The organism is Ruegeria sp. SCP11 (assembly GCF_040329455.1).
Classification (GTDB): domain Bacteria; phylum Pseudomonadota; class Alphaproteobacteria; order Rhodobacterales; family Rhodobacteraceae; genus Ruegeria; species Ruegeria atlantica_E.
This window is the reverse complement of sequence record NZ_JBDZYG010000026.1, coordinates 1-14372: the sequence shown is the minus strand read 5'-3', so window position 1 is coordinate 14372 and position 14372 is coordinate 1. Positions and strand designations below refer to the sequence as shown.

Below are 14372 nucleotides of genomic sequence, written 5' to 3'. Positions count from 1 at the left end.
CGATGTCGACCTCGACGCAAAAAGAGGCGGGGCTTGTTGGCCTCGCCCGTACCCTCATAACTGGCTGGGCACTTATAGGCGGGCTTGTTTTGGTCGCAGTCGTTCTGGTCAATGCTTGGTCAATCCTTGCTGGCGCGATTTTCGGTAAACCATTCCCCGGTGACTTTGAACTGACCGAGATGGGCGCTGCAATCGCTGCATTCTGTTTCCTGCCGTACTGTCAGCTTGTTGGTGCGAATGTGTCGGCTGACATCTTCACCATGCGCGCAGGCCCGCGTTCGGTCGCCTTGATGTCACTTTTTGCGGCGTTGATTGCAGTGCTATTCTCGGCCTTGCTGATCTGGCGCATGGGAGCCGGTCTGCAGGACTATCGCGAGTATGAGGAATTCACCGGAATCCTCGAAATTCCGATCTGGTGGGCTTTCGTTCCCGCATTGATATCGCTTGCGCTGCTCTTTGTGGCCTCGCTGATCACTCTGAAGGACGCGTTGCAGAAGCTGCGCAGAAGCGAGGTCTATTGAAATGGACAGTATCACAATAGGTCTTATGGGCCTTGGGGTTCTGATTTTCCTGATCGCCATTCGCGTACCCATCGCGTATTCGATGATCGTGGTTGGCGGCGCGGGCATTGCGCTGTTGAATGGCCCGATGATTGTCATGAGCCAGCTCAAGGATTTGGCCTACGGGCAGTTTTCGATCTACGACCTATCGGTTGTTCCTCTTTTCGTGCTCATGGGAGCGATTGCATCACGTTCAGGGTTGAGCGCGGATTTGTTTCGCGCTGCAAATGCCTGGCTTGGCTGGATGCGAGGGGGTGTGGCGATGTCGGCGATTGCCGCTTGCGCCGGTTTTGGCGCTGTCTGCGGGTCGTCACTGGCCACAGCCTCGACAATGGGACGTGTCGCTCTGCCGGAGTTGAAACGCTACAATTATTCTCCAAAGCTGGGGACTGGGACAATCGCGGCTGGGGGCGTACTTGGAATTCTGATTCCACCGTCTGTGGTTCTCATCATCTATGCAATCATTGTCGAGGCTAATGTCGTGACAATGTTCAAGGCGGCGATGATACCCGGTCTAATCGCCGTACTGTTCTTTATCCTGACCATCCTGATCTATGTGCTCATCTCACCGCAGTCGGGACCGAAGGGGGAAAGCGCCTCGCGTGAAGAGTTCATTACGGCAACCTTGAATGTTCTGCCGGTTGGATTGGTCTTTGGTGTCGTGATCGGCGGGATTTATCTGGGCTTTTTCAATCCCACACCAGCGGCAGCCGTTGGCGTAGTCATGGTCGCAATCTTTGGTCTGGTCCGAGGGCAATTGTCGCTAGAAGATGCACGTGAAGCGCTTTTGGAGACTGCACGGACTGCAGGCATGATCTATCTGATCCTGCTTGGAGCGGAGCTGCTCAAGATTTTCATGTCACGCGGCGGGGTGCCGCAAGCCATGGCAGAATGGATGGCGAATTCCGGCTTGGCCCCGATGACCACCTTGCTTGTTTTGCTCTTTGCGCTGATCCTTCTTGGCTGCCTGATGGACAGTTTATCGATGATCCTGCTGGCGATACCCTTCTTCTGGCCGGTTCTGGTCGAGATGAATGGCGGGGATTTCGTGTCGGCGGCTGACTCGCCCTTTGGAATGGACACAGAGGATCTTAAGATCTGGTTCGGGATACTTGCGCTCATAGTTGTTGAGCTCGGGTTGATCACACCACCGGTCGGAATGAATGTTTTCATTATTTCCGCTCAATCCCGCGATGTCCCAATGCGCGATACGTTTCTTGGTGTTCTTCCGTTTTTTGGAGCCGAGATCGTTCGGGTCGCGGTGCTGATCGCCTTTCCCGCGCTTACGCTTTGGTTGCCTTCAGTGTTGTCCGGGTAGGAAAAACTGATCTTATAAAGCCGGACGCCGTCATAGGTATTTCAGTGTCCGGCTTATCTTTCTGGTGCATGATGGACAAATGCGCTTTCTGTCCAGCGGTGAGCTCGCCGCAAAAGTCGATGATTGTTTATAACTTAAAAAGTTGTGCTCTCAGCTATCGAAAGGCACGAGCTTTCGCTACTCACCTAAGAACACAAAGAGGGTTATGTAGGGGAGCCGATCCGGTCGACTTGGTTCAGGAGTTCCAGTCCGGCATTGAGCGCGCGCCCTGTGGCAACGATCATCTGTGGCAGGATCATCCATTCTAGTGTCCAGGCGGCTCCGGATCGTTCCTGTTCGTGGACTAAAGCCTGATGCATTCCCGAAATCTGAACCGCGTTGAACCTGGCAAGCGTCACCAGAAGCTCAGCCAGAACAGGGTTTTGTTTGTGAGGCATGGCCGAAGACCCACCGCCCTCCTTAAGAGCTATGTCGTCCACGCCCTGTTGGGCCATCAATGACACATCCTGACCCATTTTTCCGAGCGTTCCGGAGACCAGCGATAACCAGTTTGAAAACTCGACAATTGCGTCCCGACGGCTGTGCCAGCTTGCGACAGGATTTTCCAAGCCAAGGTCTTTGGCCATTTGCACTGCAATCTCTTGGGCATGAGGCCCCAGAGCGGCACGATCGCCTGCTGCGCCACCAAGTTGCAGACAAAGAAGTCTGGGTTTTAGCTGCTCAAGCCTTTCCCGGTGATCTGCAAGCGGTAAATGCCAGCTTCGCAACCGGTCAGTCACGGTGATCGGCATTGCCGCCTGCATGCGCGTGCGTCCCATCAGCTTATTCGTTCCCTGCGCTTTTTCGAGCTGGGTCAGAAAATTGCTGAGCATTGACAGCCGGTCATCCAGTATCGGCAATAGAACTTTGAGAGACAGAATTTTGGCCGTATCGATCACGTCTTGAGATGTCAGGCCAGTGTGGATCGCTGGGTGAAGTACCTCTGGGCAGCCCTCCTTCAAGTTCCGCACCAAGGTAGGGACAGCGAGCCCATCGCTGGCTGTACCCTTTTGCAACTGTTCGATATCAGGTTGTGCGGCGGTTATGTGCATCGCCGCCCTTTCGGCGATGTCCTCTGGTACCCGGTCGACTTTTCCTAATGCACGGGAAAACGCGGCTTCGACTGCCAACATATGATGGAGCTGGACCTGTGGAGATAAAATCTCCTGCATCTCTGAATCCGAGAACAAGCCACTGAGCCATGGATGGGAAAAAACATCAGTCATGACTTAATGTGACATGAATACCGGAACGTTGGTACCAGCGATCACATCGGTGGTCGCACCGCCGAAGAAATCGTGGGAGAACTTGCTATGTTCGTAGGCGCCCATGACAATCAGTTGCGCGCCCACTTCCCGGGTTGCGCTCAAAATTGTGTGGCCGACGGAATGGTCTCGGGGGCGAATGATCAGATTAGCATCAATTCCGTGTCTTTCGAGATTCTTGATAAGTTGGTCGGTGCCGTCCGGGGCGGATTTGCCCACACAGAGCACGGTCACTTTTGCCTTCTCCTCAAGGATCGGCATGGCGTCACCAAGCGCGCGAGCGGCCGATCGCTTGCCATCCCATGCGACGACCGCGTTTTCCGCCAGACCTTCTTTTTCGTATCCGTCGGGAACTATCAGTATCGGTCGACCACTGTGCAACGCTATTATGTCCGGATGCGCCGCAAGATGAGTTGCCGACACCTCGTTTTCGGGGATACCCGTCACGATTAAATCGTAGCTGCGCGCGAATTTTCCCAAGGCTAGGTCTTCCTCGTCGTTAATCTCAACAAATTCAGACCGTTCTGCGAAATCGCTTGCAGTGGTTTCTCTGGTGAAACTATCCGAAACTTCTTTAATCCTGGCTATGTCGATATCGTGTATGGTTTTTATGACTTCCCTCGGAATCTGGCCGCCGAAGCGGGTTTCCAGAACGGGGCGCCCGTGCCGCACGACTCCGGTCAACCAACCGTCGTGATGCTTGGCGATCTTGATGGCATAGCGCAGACTGCTGATGGCCGTGTCTTTGCCGTTGTAAGTGCAAAGGATATTTCGTGTGCTCATCGGTCAATCTCCGGCTGGTGAAAGCTGCAGCATCTCTTTGGCCTGCCGCCATGTAGCAACGGGCCGTTCGTAGCGGTCGCAGAGTTCGACTGTACGCCGGACCAGGGCAGCGTTGGAAGGCGCTAGGGTGTTACGGTCAAGCCGTACGTTGTCTTCAAGCCCGGTGCGAGTATGGCCGCCAGCAGCGATCGACCACTCGTTCACGACAATCTGGTTGGGACCAATCCCGGCGGCACACCATTCGGCGTCTGGCGCACGGTCTCGCATGGTTTTCACGTAGAAATCGAAAACGTCGCGGTCGACGGGCATGGCGTTTTTCACCCCCATCACGAATTGCACATAGAGCTTGCCCGGAAGGACACCTTCACCGTGCATTCGAATGGCCTGAAGAATATGACTGAGGTCAAAGGCCTCGATCTCGGGGGTCACGTTGTACTGACGCATTTCAGACGCAAGCCAGTTCACAAGATCCGGCGGGTTCTCATAGACGCGGGTCGGGAAATTGTTCGAGCCCACCGACAGCGACGCCATGTCGGGTGCCAGCGGCAGCATCCCGCCTCGGGCCTGGCCAGCTCCGGACCGTCCGCCGGTTGAGAACTGGATGATCATGCCAGGGCAGTGCTTTTCGAGCCCTTCTTTCAGACGGGCAAACTTCTCGGGGTCTGCGCATGGTGTCTGGTCGTCATTTCGCACATGTGCATGCACAATCGAAGCCCCGGCCTCAAAAGCTTCCTGAGTGCTTTCGATCTGTTCTTCCACGTTGATCGGAACAGCCGGGTTGTTGGCCTTGGTTGGCAGGGAACCGGTGATGGCTACGCATATGATGCAGGGTTTGGTCATGGGGTGGCCCTTGTTGATGGGCCCGCCACCTAGGCATTGCCGGAAGGCGGGCTGACTGGCTCAGATATCGAAGAAGACCGTTTCGTCTTCTCCCTGGAGTTTGATGTCAAAGCGGTAGACCACCGCCCCGTCGCGCTCCGTGCGTTTCGCAATGAGAGTGGCGCGGCGACGTTCCCATTCAACCAGGTTGAGCACCGGATCGGCGGCGTTGGCTTCAGCCTCGTCGTCGAAGTAAAGACGTGTATTCAGGCCAACGTTAATGCCGCGGGCGACGATCCAGAGGTTGATGTGCGGTGCTTGAGTGCCGACGTTGCGACCCTGGGTGGACCCGGGCTTGATGGTGTTGAAGCCCCATTCTCCGGTTTCAAAATCGGTGATCACGCGACCCCAGCCGCGGAATCCTTGCTCGACGTCGCCACCGCCTTCGGGGTGGGCGTAATTGCCATCGGCATTGGCTTGCCAAGCTTCAAGCAGCACGTCCTTGACGGGACTGCCTGTGCCGTCAATCACAATACCCTCGATGCGAATGCGCTCACCCTTGGCGTTTGGTCCGGCGATGTCCCAGCCCAGTTCTTGCTTGTAAAGGTCAAATCCCGCTGCCCCAGGGGCGAGCCCGATATGGACGTAAGGCCCGGCTGTCTGCGAGGGGGTTTCCTTCAGATATTTCAGTTCCTGCGTCATGATCAGTTCCCCTCCAGTCGGTTTTCGAACAGGGTCGAACGTCGGCCCCTGAGCACAATGTCGAACTTGTAGGCGATGGTATCGAGGGGAATGGTGGCATTCAGATCCAGTGGTGCGATCAGCCGGTTGATTGCTTCTGGATCGGGAATGGTATTGACGATCGGACATTTGTGGATCAGCGGATCACCTTCGAAATAACACTGGGTGATCAGGCGCTGTGCAAAACCAGTACCGAAAATTGACATGTGAATATGCGCTGGCCGCCAACTGTTGACCCAATTGCGCCAGGGGTAGGCACCGGGTTTGACGGTGCGGAAATAGTAATAGCCGTCCTCGTCGGTCAGGGTCCGACCGCACCCGCCGAAATTGGGGTCGATAGGCGCAAGATAGGTGTCCTTCTTGTGGCGATAGCGACCGCCCGCATTGGCCTGCCAGGCCTCAACCAGTGTGTTCGGAACAGGCCGGCCGTTTTCGTCCAGAACCCGACCGTGCAGAATGATCCGCTCACCGATGGCGCTTTCACCGGGCTGGGCGTAGTTATAAATCAAATCCTTGTCCAGCGGATCAATATCGTTGTGACCGAAGACCGGACCGGTGATTTCGCTGACCGAGTTTTGCAGCGAGATCAGCGAATATTGCGGCGACCGCGACACGCTGGTCTTGTAATCACGCGTGAGGGCAGGGGGGTGCCATTCGCGGTCCCGCTGATAGAACTCTCCAGGTTTAGGCATATTCGGATGGCTCCTCTTGGCTTGATTTGGGACGTTCGCGTGCTTCCCGGTTAGTCCTGTTCCATTTCATCGTAAGTCTGCTTGGCCAGCTTCAGCGCGTGGTTGGCACGTGGAACGCCTGCATATATTGCCACGTGCTGAAACGCTTCCAGCACATCCTGTTTGCTGGCACCCGTGTGCGCCGTTGCCCGGACATGCATCGGAATCTCTTCGAAATTCCCCAATGCCGCCAGCAAGGCAAGCGTTAGCATCGAGCGTTCGCGGTCGCTGATCCCGTCCGAGGCCCAGACCGTGCCCCATGCCCCTTCGGTGATCAGGGTCTGAAACGGTCCGTCGAAATCGGTCTTGGACGCATCGGCACGGTCTACATGATCGTCCCCAAGAACCCTGCGCCGTACTGTCATTCCATCGTTGTATCGGTCGCGCATCCTAGTATCTCCTTCAAGGAATCGGTCAGGAGACCAGCAAATTCCTCGGGTTTTTCGACGCACGGCAGATGCCCCGCGCCCTTGATTTCCACATATCGGGCGTTCGGCACCAACTCAGTCGTTGCCCGGACTATATCAGCTGGGCAGGCACCGTCCTCACTGCCGCCAATCCCCAGAACGGGCAGGCGCAGTTGAGCGGTGCTGTCCGTCAGATCGGCCCCCGCGATGGCCTGGCAGCAGCCAATGTAACCTTCGACTGGTGTGCGGATTAGCATGTTGCGCCAGCCTTCGGTTTCGGGCTGGGTTCGAAATGTAGTGCCGAACCAGCGATCGAGGATCGGATCGGCCAGCGCTTCGATCCCGCCTTGGTGTATTGCTGCGATGCGATCCCTCCACATCTGCGCTTCGCCCATTTTGGCTGCGCTGTTGGACAGAACCAGAGCCCGAACCAAATCCGGTCGGCGCGCGGCTAGCTCCTGACCAATCATGCCTCCAATCGAAAGACCAACAAAGATGCAGGACGTGATGCCGAGATGGTCAAGCAATTGTTCAGCGTCTTGCGCTAGTTGTTCCATCGTGTAGGGGCCTGCGGGGCAGGACGACAGCCCGTGCCCACGTTTATCAAACCGGATCAAACGAAGTTCGGGCGGCAGGCTATGCACAATCTTGTCCCAAACTCGCAGATCAGTGCCCAGTGAATTCGCGAAGACAACGGGAAACCCATCAGGGTTGCCGTCCTCGCGCCAATTTAGCCACACGGTATGAAGATCCGCCATCTGCATCAGTAGGGAAGGCCCACATAGTTTTGAGCAAAGACCGACTGCGCCTCACGATTGTCACGCAAGAAATCGATATCTGCCCTCTGCATCTTTAGGTCGAACTCATTTTGGTATGGGAAGCGGTGCAACAGGTTGGTCGTGGACCAGCTGAAACGCTCCGCCTTCCAGATGCGCGCCAACGCCTTTTCCGAGTATCGGTCAATACCTTCGCGGTCGGCTTCTTCGTAGAATTGCACCAATCCGTTATAGAGGTAGTGAATGTCGCTGGCGGCGGTGTTCAATCCTTTTGCACCGGTCGGGGGTACGATGTGGGCGGCATCTCCGCACAGGAAAAGACGGCCCCACCGCATGGGTTCGGTCACGAAGGATCGCAGCGGTGCGATGGACTTTTCGATCGACGGGCCTGTGACCAGTCTCTCTGCATACTTCGCGGGAATACGCCGCTTGAGTTCCGTCCAAAAGGCAGCGTCTGTCCAATCCTCAGGGCTGTCAGACAAGGAACACTGGATGTAGTATCGGCTGAGATTTTCGTTGCGCATTGAACAGAGGGCAAAGCCGCGATCCGAGCAGGCATAGATCAGTTCTTCATGCACTGGTGGGGTTTCTGAAAGAACGCCTAGCCAGCCGAAGGGGTAGAGTTTTTCATACTCGCGTCGCACCGTAAGGGGAATGGTTTGACGGCTGACCCCATGGAAGCCGTCGCAACCGGCAATGTAATCACAGTCAATGCGATGCTCGGTGCCGTCTGTCGTGTATGTCACAAAAGGCGTATCGGTATCCGCGCCGTGAATGGTGACATTGTCAGTGTTGAAAACAATCTTGCCGTCCAATGCTTCTCGGGCATCATATAGATCGCGGGTTACTTCGGTTTGTCCATAAACCACAACGTGGCTGCCAGTTAGGTCCTTAAAATTTATGCTAAATTCCGTGTCGCCGAAGGAAATTACGGCGCCATCGTGAACAAAGCATTCCTTATCCATCCGATCGGAAACCCCAGCCTCGCGCATCAAATCTACAAACCCGGTTTCCAGGATACCTGCGCGAATACGGCCCAGCACATAGTCTTTGGTCTTCTTTTCCAGAACGACCGTATCAATCCCTTTCTGATGGAGAAGTTGGCTGAGCAGAAGCCCCGACGGGCCACCGCCGATTATAGCGACTTGGGTACGCATTGCGATCCTCCGAAAATCCTTGGGAAGATATTGCTTGCCAAAAACGCGTATGTAAAATGATCTTATGTTCGCTTTAATTTCTGTATATGGAAAGTAAATGGTCGATCGTCGTATCAAGTTCCGTCACATTCAGTGTTTTGTGGAAATCTGCCGAGAACAAAGTCTGAAGATCGCGGCGGAAAAGCTCTTCCTGACGCAACCCGCGATTTCCAAAACTTTGAAAGAGCTGGAGGAGATCCTCGGTGCGACCTTGCTAACGCGGAGTCGCTCAGGTGTGGCCTTGACCAGGCAGGGCGAGGTGTTTCTGCATTTTGCTGAGATGTCGTTGGCGGCATTGCAACAGGGTTTGTCGGGTGTTGAGCAGGTCGGTACCAAGGGTACGACAAAACTGTCTGTTGGCGCCCTGCCTTCGGTGGCCGCGCGCCTTATGCCAGCGGTGGCGACTGAATTCCGCGAATTGGCACCAAACACCAACCTTAGCATAACTGACGGTCCGCACGGCTACCTGTTAGAGCGGTTGCGCCTCGGCGATATCGATCTAGTGATCGGCCGTCTGGGGCGACCAGATTCCATGCAGGGGATTTCCTTCACTCACCTTTATGAAGAGCAAGTCGAATTCGTGGTGCGCGCCGGCCATCCGATCTTGTCCGCACCCGATCTCAAGAGGATTGGCGAGTGGCAGTTAATATACCCGCCGGTCGGGTCAGCCATTCGCCCACTCATTGACCGTTACTTAATAGCACATGGAGTCGGAGAAATTACCAATCGGCTGGAAACCGTCTCAGGCGCCTTTGGCAGGGTATATACCCGAAATACGGATGCAATCTGGATTATCTCGGCTGGCGTTGTCGCAAATGAAATTTCTGATGGTCATTTGGTCGCCTTGCCGTTCGACACATCCATAACCAAAGGTCCAGTTGGACTGATGCGCAGACCGGATGACGTGCAATCACCACAGGCACAAGTGTTCAACATAGCTGTGAACAACGTTTTGGAACGTTTGGAATTTGGAGGTCAGCGGAGCGCTCTCTTAGAGTGACCGCCCCACTCACGACTAAAACATTTGATGCATAGATTGGATCGTAGTGGGATTCAGGCTGACTATCTTGCGCGGGATACCCTTTACTTCGAGTGCGCGAGCGAAATACTTGGTCGCCACAGCTTTGTTCCGGCGCTCAGACAGCGTGAATTCAAGAGTCTTGCCGTGCTTCCTGGCGGCTCGACACAGGAATAACTACGCGTCTTTAACTTAGATTTAGGTTTCGTCCATTCTCCAGAAGCGGTCACTGGAACCTTTGAGGTGACGCGCTGCTTCTGCAAAAAACACCAGAATATGACGCGACCCAGCGGTTCAGGGTCGTGTGATCGACCTATACGCCGCACTCGCAACAGCGGGTATCATTATGCTCCTTTACCGTTTCTCCCGATTGCATGCCATTCAACCGCGCTCATTTCTGACGATAGCGGAGTGTGCTATAATTGGAGTTTGTATTTTAAATTATTTGATAGAAGGATTTTTCTCATGCTTACCAAACGGCATTCAGTGCTCGAGAGCAGTCTGTTGGAGCTGGCCCGGGCGGAGCAACCTACCGATTTACTTCCAGGAGAAACCCTGGCTCACCCACCGGCTTTAGCAATTCCTGGACTTGACGCAACGCCGCCATTGAAAGGGTTGGCGGCAGCACGGCCTGAAGCGGTTATGCCGTCCGACAAGGTCACTCTTAAGCTAATAGCTGCCACTGGCGCGACCGATGCTGTTGTTGAAGGCCTGGGGGAACTGGGGTGCGAGGTTCTCTCAAAGGGGCCTCAGGTCATCCTTGCGAATGTCCCTCCCGCCCGACTTTTAGCTTTGTCGGAATTGCCGGGCCTCAAGCGAGCCGAACAGGCGCGCCGCATGCAACTTCGTCTTGATGAGGCCCGAGGCCCGGTAACGGGCGCCGATACCGCTCATGCGACCCACCCAACGCTGCGGGGGCAGGGGGTTGTAGTCGGTGTTGTCGATAGCGGCACTGATTGGCGGCATAATGACTTTCGTAATGCCGATGGGACGACACGGCTTGATATGTTCCTGCATGCTGTCAACGATCCCAGCACTGGATCAGATACGTTCTCCGAATTTTCGGCATCGGATTTGAATGCGGCTTTGTCGGCTGGTGCCAATGTACCAGACGGTGACCCGCACGGTCACGGAACGCATTGCGCGTCCATCGCAGCGGGAAACGGGCGAGCTGGAGGTGCCCAGTTTCATGGTCTAGCGCCACAGGCAACGCTGATGGGCGTGCGCTCGGATACACTGCACGACACGCACATCATCGAAGGTATTCGCAGAATCTTTGACCGTGCGGGCGATCGACCTGCTGTCGTGAACTTGTCGCTGGGTGGTCATATTGGGCCGCATGACGGCACGGCCGCCATTGAAAACGTTATCCAGCAGGAAACCGGGCCGGGACGCATCGTTGTCGTCGCCGCAGGAAACGAAGCGGAAGACAGGATTCACTTTGACGGGCAACTGGTGGAGGGACAGGATCTGGATATCGAGTTTACCATTCGCGACAGTCTGCAGTTCCTTGATATCTGGATACCACGTGGCGATGAAGTTGATATCAGTGTCATAGATGCTGACGGGGTCGAAACTATCCCCGATGGCTCCGTACAGCAAACGAATGCCGGAGCCTTTCGGGCGGACTTACGTGAAGACCAACTCAACCGTGATATCAACCTGTCCTTTGCGGTCGCTGCCAGCAGGTTAGGACGGCGCTGGCGGTTGCGGTTGCATGCACACAAGGTTCGGGTAGGGACCGTTCACGCTTGGGGACAAACTGATGATTTTGCGTTTTCTCGCGACATTTTCATGTCTCAGACGTCATCTAGATTTAGCATCGGTATGCCGGCCACCGAGGAACGAGCAATTTCGGTGGCCTCGTTTGTCAGCAGAGCGGGTATTCTTCCAGGTGATGCCGCGTTGCCAGACCTTGCCGTTGGTCAGATATCGCCGTTTTCAAGCCACGGCCCTGCGCGGCACGGCGCGCAGCGGCCCGATATTGCAGCACCGGGTCAGCACATTGTAGCGGCTCTGGCCGGGGGGAGTCAAATGGCGACGGACGCCAGGTATGCAGCGCGTCGGCTTCCCGGAGGTCAGTATATCTCGATCCAGGGAACAAGCATGGCGACACCGTTTGTAACTGGCGTCATCGCACTTATGTTACAGCAGGAACCTGGCCTTGCACCGGAAGATATCCAGCTTCGCCTGCGCGCCACGGCTCAGCGAGATGCAGACACAGGACCCGTGTGGAATGCGGGTTTCGGGTACGGGAAAATCGACGTTGAGGCTCTTTTGAACTACCCTCTGGGTGTCTGAGAAAGGAAACGCCATGGTATTCAGCACCAAATCTGCCAGACGTGGACCGCTTTCGGCCGAACTACGGGATTGGTGCGAAGGCGAGGAATCGCAAGAGGCGCGTACCGTTGTTCTGACTTTGAGTTCTCACACTGACGTGGACGCGCTAAACGTTCAATTAGAAACGCTGGGAGGTGCTGTCTTGAGCGCGGGACCCGGTGCAACGGTTGCGACATTGCCCCGACCAGCGCTGATTGCCGCATCGACGTTTCCCGGTGTCGTTCGAATTGAGGCACCAGTCCGCTTGGCACCTAAGAATGGTGCAAACATCGAGTGATTTAAGGTCACAACGCTAAATGTGTTTCACCTTTCAGAGCATCTTTCTAGGTCAGTTCGACCAGCGATCAGTTTTGGTTGAACCATTCGAGAGTCAGCGTCAACTTTACCTGAGAAAATTGGATAAGCGTTTGATGCCGATCAGTTTGCCGCTAACTGAGAGGGCTGTCGCAAACTTAGCATCAGCGGAACTGGTGATCTGGCGAAGTAGATTGCAAACGGGATTCGTACAGTCGCTGCGGGTAATTTCGTCACCCGCACAAACATTATTCAGTGGTCGCCGAGTGTTGACTGCCTAACCGTCGAAAAGGCGACTTCGCAAAAAATTGCAGACGACTAGACAGTGTGCAGCACCGGTTATTCAGAGCTCTGAACGGTCGCTATCTGAGGGATGCATCAATTGGTGCATCAAACCCACACCAGACTTCCACCAGAGTTGAGATTAGCTTCAATGGCAGGTCAAGAAGTGCGTATTCTGTCGTCAGATAGTTTCGCTGGATGATCTGAGGCGCTATGATTGTAGTTGAGGCAACAGGCAGGTTAACGTGTTACGTAGTGCAATCTTCATATCCATAGCAGCATTTTTCCTAGGCACCATTGTCGAAGTTGAATCTGCAGCGGCGTCTTCTCTTGGACGATACGAGGTTTTTGGTGTTGAAGATGGAGACATGCTGAAATTGCGTGCAGGACCTGGAATAGGTTTCAACGTGATCGTGGGCCTTCCAAATGGAACCGCACTACGAGTTCACAGTTGCGAGCAGACCGGCGGCACGCGTTGGTGCCGTGTGTCCTTGCAGCGCGCGCGTGGGCTAAAGGGATATGTCTCCTGGGCATATTTGCGAAAAATCTGATTCATTAGTGAATAGCGCTGTCGTTTTGGCGACACCCGTTAAATGCCGATGGGAAACTTCCTTTCAGCTCTACTGGCCTTTCATCTAGAGATTTGATCAGGCTCAAGGGCTATGAAGAGCCCTTTCCTGCAGTTTCCGTTCGTCTGCGATGCTGCGAGCGCAATCGGCAAGTCGCAGCCCGCAGCAGGCTTTCCCAACCAAACTTCGCAGGTCGATCTTTGCGCAACAAATCAGACGCCACAGAGACTGATTGCAAGAGCTGCGCATGCGCAAATACTTTGGTAGGTGGGAGCCGATTGACCGAACTTCCGCATTATATGTCGAGTATGCGTTGGCGAGATACTCTGTCGCTAAAGCGGCGTCTCTGCCGTACTCCCATGCTTCCTGGAAGCCCCAGTATTCGTTGCTTACCTCAATTGTCTTCAGCAGATGTCCATCTGGACCCAGCTTTGCGTAAATTGCTCTGACGAAGTCAGTCATTTCAGATTGGGTTGCCAGTTTGTCCCCTACTGGGATGCTCAAGGTAAAAGTTGTTCCTCTTTCAACGGTCCACTCCAGAAACTCAGTTAGCTTTTGATTTAATTGCCCATCAATGAGATTTGTAATGTCTTCCTCTTGGGCACTGCCAGATGGGCAACGTAGATGCGTGACACTCAATAGGTCGAAAGCATCACCTATATTGGGAAACATGTTTCGAAAGTTGGCGCCAAAATGGTTAAGGTTGACGGTCTCGGACACGGCACCAGCAGTCAAATTATAGCTGTAATAAGTCATTTCGAGCTCACACCCGCTGCGCAACCAAAGAAAGTCCCAGAATTATATTGCTAAAGGAACCATTGAACGTCCAACATTTAGAACCAAAGAATTTCCGCTAAGAAGCTGAAAAAACGAATAAAAACTTTCAAAAAATCGAGAGTAACTCACCTCAGTTGGGTATGACGAAAAAAGTATAGGGGGCCCACTTCAGTTAAGAGGGAGGTTAGCCCGAGCTAGGAAACCGGGAATGCTCTGGCTTTAAGTTTCTTAACGTCTGCCAAAATTGAATAGTGCCAACCGAATACCCAAGTTTATCAAGGGGCGGCATCAAGCGACTTCATCGTGCCGCCTGAATAGCCCCTCATTATAGCTTAACGGTCACTAAGGCCTTGTCAGAAGAACTTGGCTTGAGGCGGGCGGGGTGCTCTCATAGCCTTCGCGTATGATTACACAATCGCCATTCAAGTACTTCAAGACCAGTCCCGAGGTCATTCGT

The 14372-nt window shown here is 54.5% G+C and carries 15 protein-coding genes and 1 pseudogene; 6 read left to right on the top strand and 10 right to left on the bottom strand.

The annotated features are described in order from the left end of the window. Positions 1–2 precede the first annotated feature (2 nt). Together ABLN94_RS23780 and ABLN94_RS23775 are read left to right on the top strand one after the other, a co-directional pair. Positions 3–521 (top strand): TRAP transporter small permease, encoded by a 519-nt coding sequence (locus ABLN94_RS23780; protein WP_352997081.1) that lies wholly within the window; start codon positions 3–5, stop codon positions 519–521. 1 nt (position 522) lies between these two features. Next, positions 523–1878: a TRAP transporter large permease gene (locus ABLN94_RS23775; RefSeq protein WP_352997079.1), complete on the top strand. Its 1356-nt coding sequence runs from the start codon at positions 523–525 to the stop codon at positions 1876–1878. 203 nt (positions 1879–2081) lie between these two features. On the opposite strand, the gene ABLN94_RS23770 is transcribed toward ABLN94_RS23775, so the two are convergent. The 8 genes from ABLN94_RS23770 to pobA are packed head-to-tail and all read right to left on the bottom strand — an operon-like array spanning position 2082 to position 8596. Next, positions 2082–3143, bottom strand: a complete 1062-nt coding sequence (locus ABLN94_RS23770) for a 3-carboxy-cis,cis-muconate cycloisomerase (protein ID WP_352997077.1) — start codon at positions 3141–3143, stop codon at positions 2082–2084. Between the two features lie 3 nt (positions 3144–3146). Continuing rightward, positions 3147–3965: a universal stress protein gene (locus ABLN94_RS23765; protein ID WP_352997075.1), complete on the bottom strand. Its 819-nt coding sequence runs from the start codon at positions 3963–3965 to the stop codon at positions 3147–3149. Positions 3966–3968: 3 nt separating this feature from the next. Next, positions 3969–4805: a 3-keto-5-aminohexanoate cleavage protein gene (locus ABLN94_RS23760; RefSeq protein ID WP_352997073.1), complete on the bottom strand. Its 837-nt coding sequence runs from the start codon at positions 4803–4805 to the stop codon at positions 3969–3971. A 60-nt stretch (positions 4806–4865) separates the two neighbouring features. Further along, complete coding sequence (gene pcaG / locus ABLN94_RS23755) at positions 4866–5486, bottom strand: protocatechuate 3,4-dioxygenase subunit alpha (RefSeq protein WP_352997071.1); 621 nt, start codon at positions 5484–5486, stop codon at positions 4866–4868. Between the two features lie 2 nt (positions 5487–5488). Further along, positions 5489–6217, bottom strand: a complete 729-nt coding sequence (gene pcaH, locus ABLN94_RS23750; RefSeq protein ID WP_352997069.1) for a protocatechuate 3,4-dioxygenase subunit beta — start codon at positions 6215–6217, stop codon at positions 5489–5491. A gap of 50 nt (positions 6218–6267) precedes the next feature. After that, complete coding sequence (gene pcaC, locus ABLN94_RS23745; RefSeq protein WP_170496792.1) at positions 6268–6645, bottom strand: 4-carboxymuconolactone decarboxylase; 378 nt, start codon at positions 6643–6645, stop codon at positions 6268–6270. After that, positions 6618–7427 (bottom strand): 3-oxoadipate enol-lactonase, encoded by an 810-nt coding sequence (gene pcaD / locus ABLN94_RS23740; RefSeq protein ID WP_352997067.1) that lies wholly within the window; start codon positions 7425–7427, stop codon positions 6618–6620. The genes pcaC and pcaD overlap by 28 nt, the downstream gene beginning before the upstream one ends. Then, on the bottom strand, positions 7427–8596 hold the full coding sequence (gene pobA / locus ABLN94_RS23735) for a 4-hydroxybenzoate 3-monooxygenase (protein ID WP_352997065.1): 1170 nt from the start codon (positions 8594–8596) through the stop codon (positions 7427–7429). The genes pcaD and pobA overlap by 1 nt, the downstream gene beginning before the upstream one ends. Before the next feature lie 97 nt (positions 8597–8693). Between pobA and pcaQ the strand changes: the two genes are divergently transcribed. Then, positions 8694–9635, top strand: a complete 942-nt coding sequence (gene pcaQ / locus ABLN94_RS23730; RefSeq protein ID WP_352997064.1) for a pca operon transcription factor PcaQ — start codon at positions 8694–8696, stop codon at positions 9633–9635. Positions 9636–9695: 60 nt separating this feature from the next. Here the strand turns inward: pcaQ and ABLN94_RS23725 are convergent. After that, positions 9696–9966: pseudogene (locus ABLN94_RS23725) on the bottom strand (DDE-type integrase/transposase/recombinase); the annotation flags it as partial. A gap of 152 nt (positions 9967–10118) precedes the next feature. Between ABLN94_RS23725 and ABLN94_RS23720 the strand changes: the two are divergent. The 3 genes from ABLN94_RS23720 to ABLN94_RS23710 all read left to right on the top strand — a co-directional run bounded on the left by ABLN94_RS23720 (position 10119) and on the right by ABLN94_RS23710 (position 13120). Beyond that, positions 10119–11954: a S8 family serine peptidase gene (locus ABLN94_RS23720; protein ID WP_352997062.1), complete on the top strand. Its 1836-nt coding sequence runs from the start codon at positions 10119–10121 to the stop codon at positions 11952–11954. A 13-nt stretch (positions 11955–11967) separates the two neighbouring features. After that, on the top strand, positions 11968–12270 hold the full coding sequence (locus ABLN94_RS23715) for a hypothetical protein (RefSeq protein WP_352997060.1): 303 nt from the start codon (positions 11968–11970) through the stop codon (positions 12268–12270). Positions 12271–12865: 595 nt separating this feature from the next. After that, positions 12866–13120 (top strand): SH3 domain-containing protein, encoded by a 255-nt coding sequence (locus tag ABLN94_RS23710; protein ID WP_352997104.1) that lies wholly within the window; start codon positions 12866–12868, stop codon positions 13118–13120. Between the two features lie 102 nt (positions 13121–13222). Here ABLN94_RS23710 and ABLN94_RS23705 read toward each other — a convergent pair whose 3' ends face one another. Next, positions 13223–13894, bottom strand: a complete 672-nt coding sequence (locus tag ABLN94_RS23705) for a hypothetical protein (RefSeq protein ID WP_352997058.1) — start codon at positions 13892–13894, stop codon at positions 13223–13225. Between the last annotated feature and the right edge of the window lie 478 nt (positions 13895–14372).

Bases quoted from the DNA above. Each gene is read 5' to 3' on its own strand.
- pcaQ (WP_352997064.1), top strand. From the start codon at position 8,694: ATGGTCGATCGTCGTATCAAGTTCCGTCACATTCAGTGTTTTGTGGAA.
- ABLN94_RS23715 (WP_352997060.1), top strand. From the start codon at position 11,968: ATGGTATTCAGCACCAAATCTGCCAGACGTGGACCGCTTTCGGCCGAA.
- ABLN94_RS23775 (WP_352997079.1), top strand. From the start codon at position 523: ATGGACAGTATCACAATAGGTCTTATGGGCCTTGGGGTTCTGATTTTC.
- pcaD (WP_352997067.1), bottom strand. From the start codon at position 7,427: ATGCAGATGGCGGATCTTCATACCGTGTGGCTAAATTGGCGCGAGGAC.
- ABLN94_RS23770 (WP_352997077.1), bottom strand. From the start codon at position 3,143: ATGACTGATGTTTTTTCCCATCCATGGCTCAGTGGCTTGTTCTCGGAT.
- ABLN94_RS23780 (WP_352997081.1), top strand. From the start codon at position 3: ATGTCGACCTCGACGCAAAAAGAGGCGGGGCTTGTTGGCCTCGCCCGT.
- pobA (WP_352997065.1), bottom strand. From the start codon at position 8,596: ATGCGTACCCAAGTCGCTATAATCGGCGGTGGCCCGTCGGGGCTTCTG.
- pcaC (WP_170496792.1), bottom strand. From the start codon at position 6,645: ATGCGCGACCGATACAACGATGGAATGACAGTACGGCGCAGGGTTCTT.
- ABLN94_RS23765 (WP_352997075.1), bottom strand. From the start codon at position 3,965: ATGAGCACACGAAATATCCTTTGCACTTACAACGGCAAAGACACGGCC.
- pcaG (WP_352997071.1), bottom strand. From the start codon at position 5,486: ATGACGCAGGAACTGAAATATCTGAAGGAAACCCCCTCGCAGACAGCC.
- ABLN94_RS23760 (WP_352997073.1), bottom strand. From the start codon at position 4,805: ATGACCAAACCCTGCATCATATGCGTAGCCATCACCGGTTCCCTGCCA.
- pcaH (WP_352997069.1), bottom strand. From the start codon at position 6,217: ATGCCTAAACCTGGAGAGTTCTATCAGCGGGACCGCGAATGGCACCCC.
- ABLN94_RS23705 (WP_352997058.1), bottom strand. From the start codon at position 13,894: ATGACTTATTACAGCTATAATTTGACTGCTGGTGCCGTGTCCGAGACC.
- ABLN94_RS23720 (WP_352997062.1), top strand. From the start codon at position 10,119: ATGCTTACCAAACGGCATTCAGTGCTCGAGAGCAGTCTGTTGGAGCTG.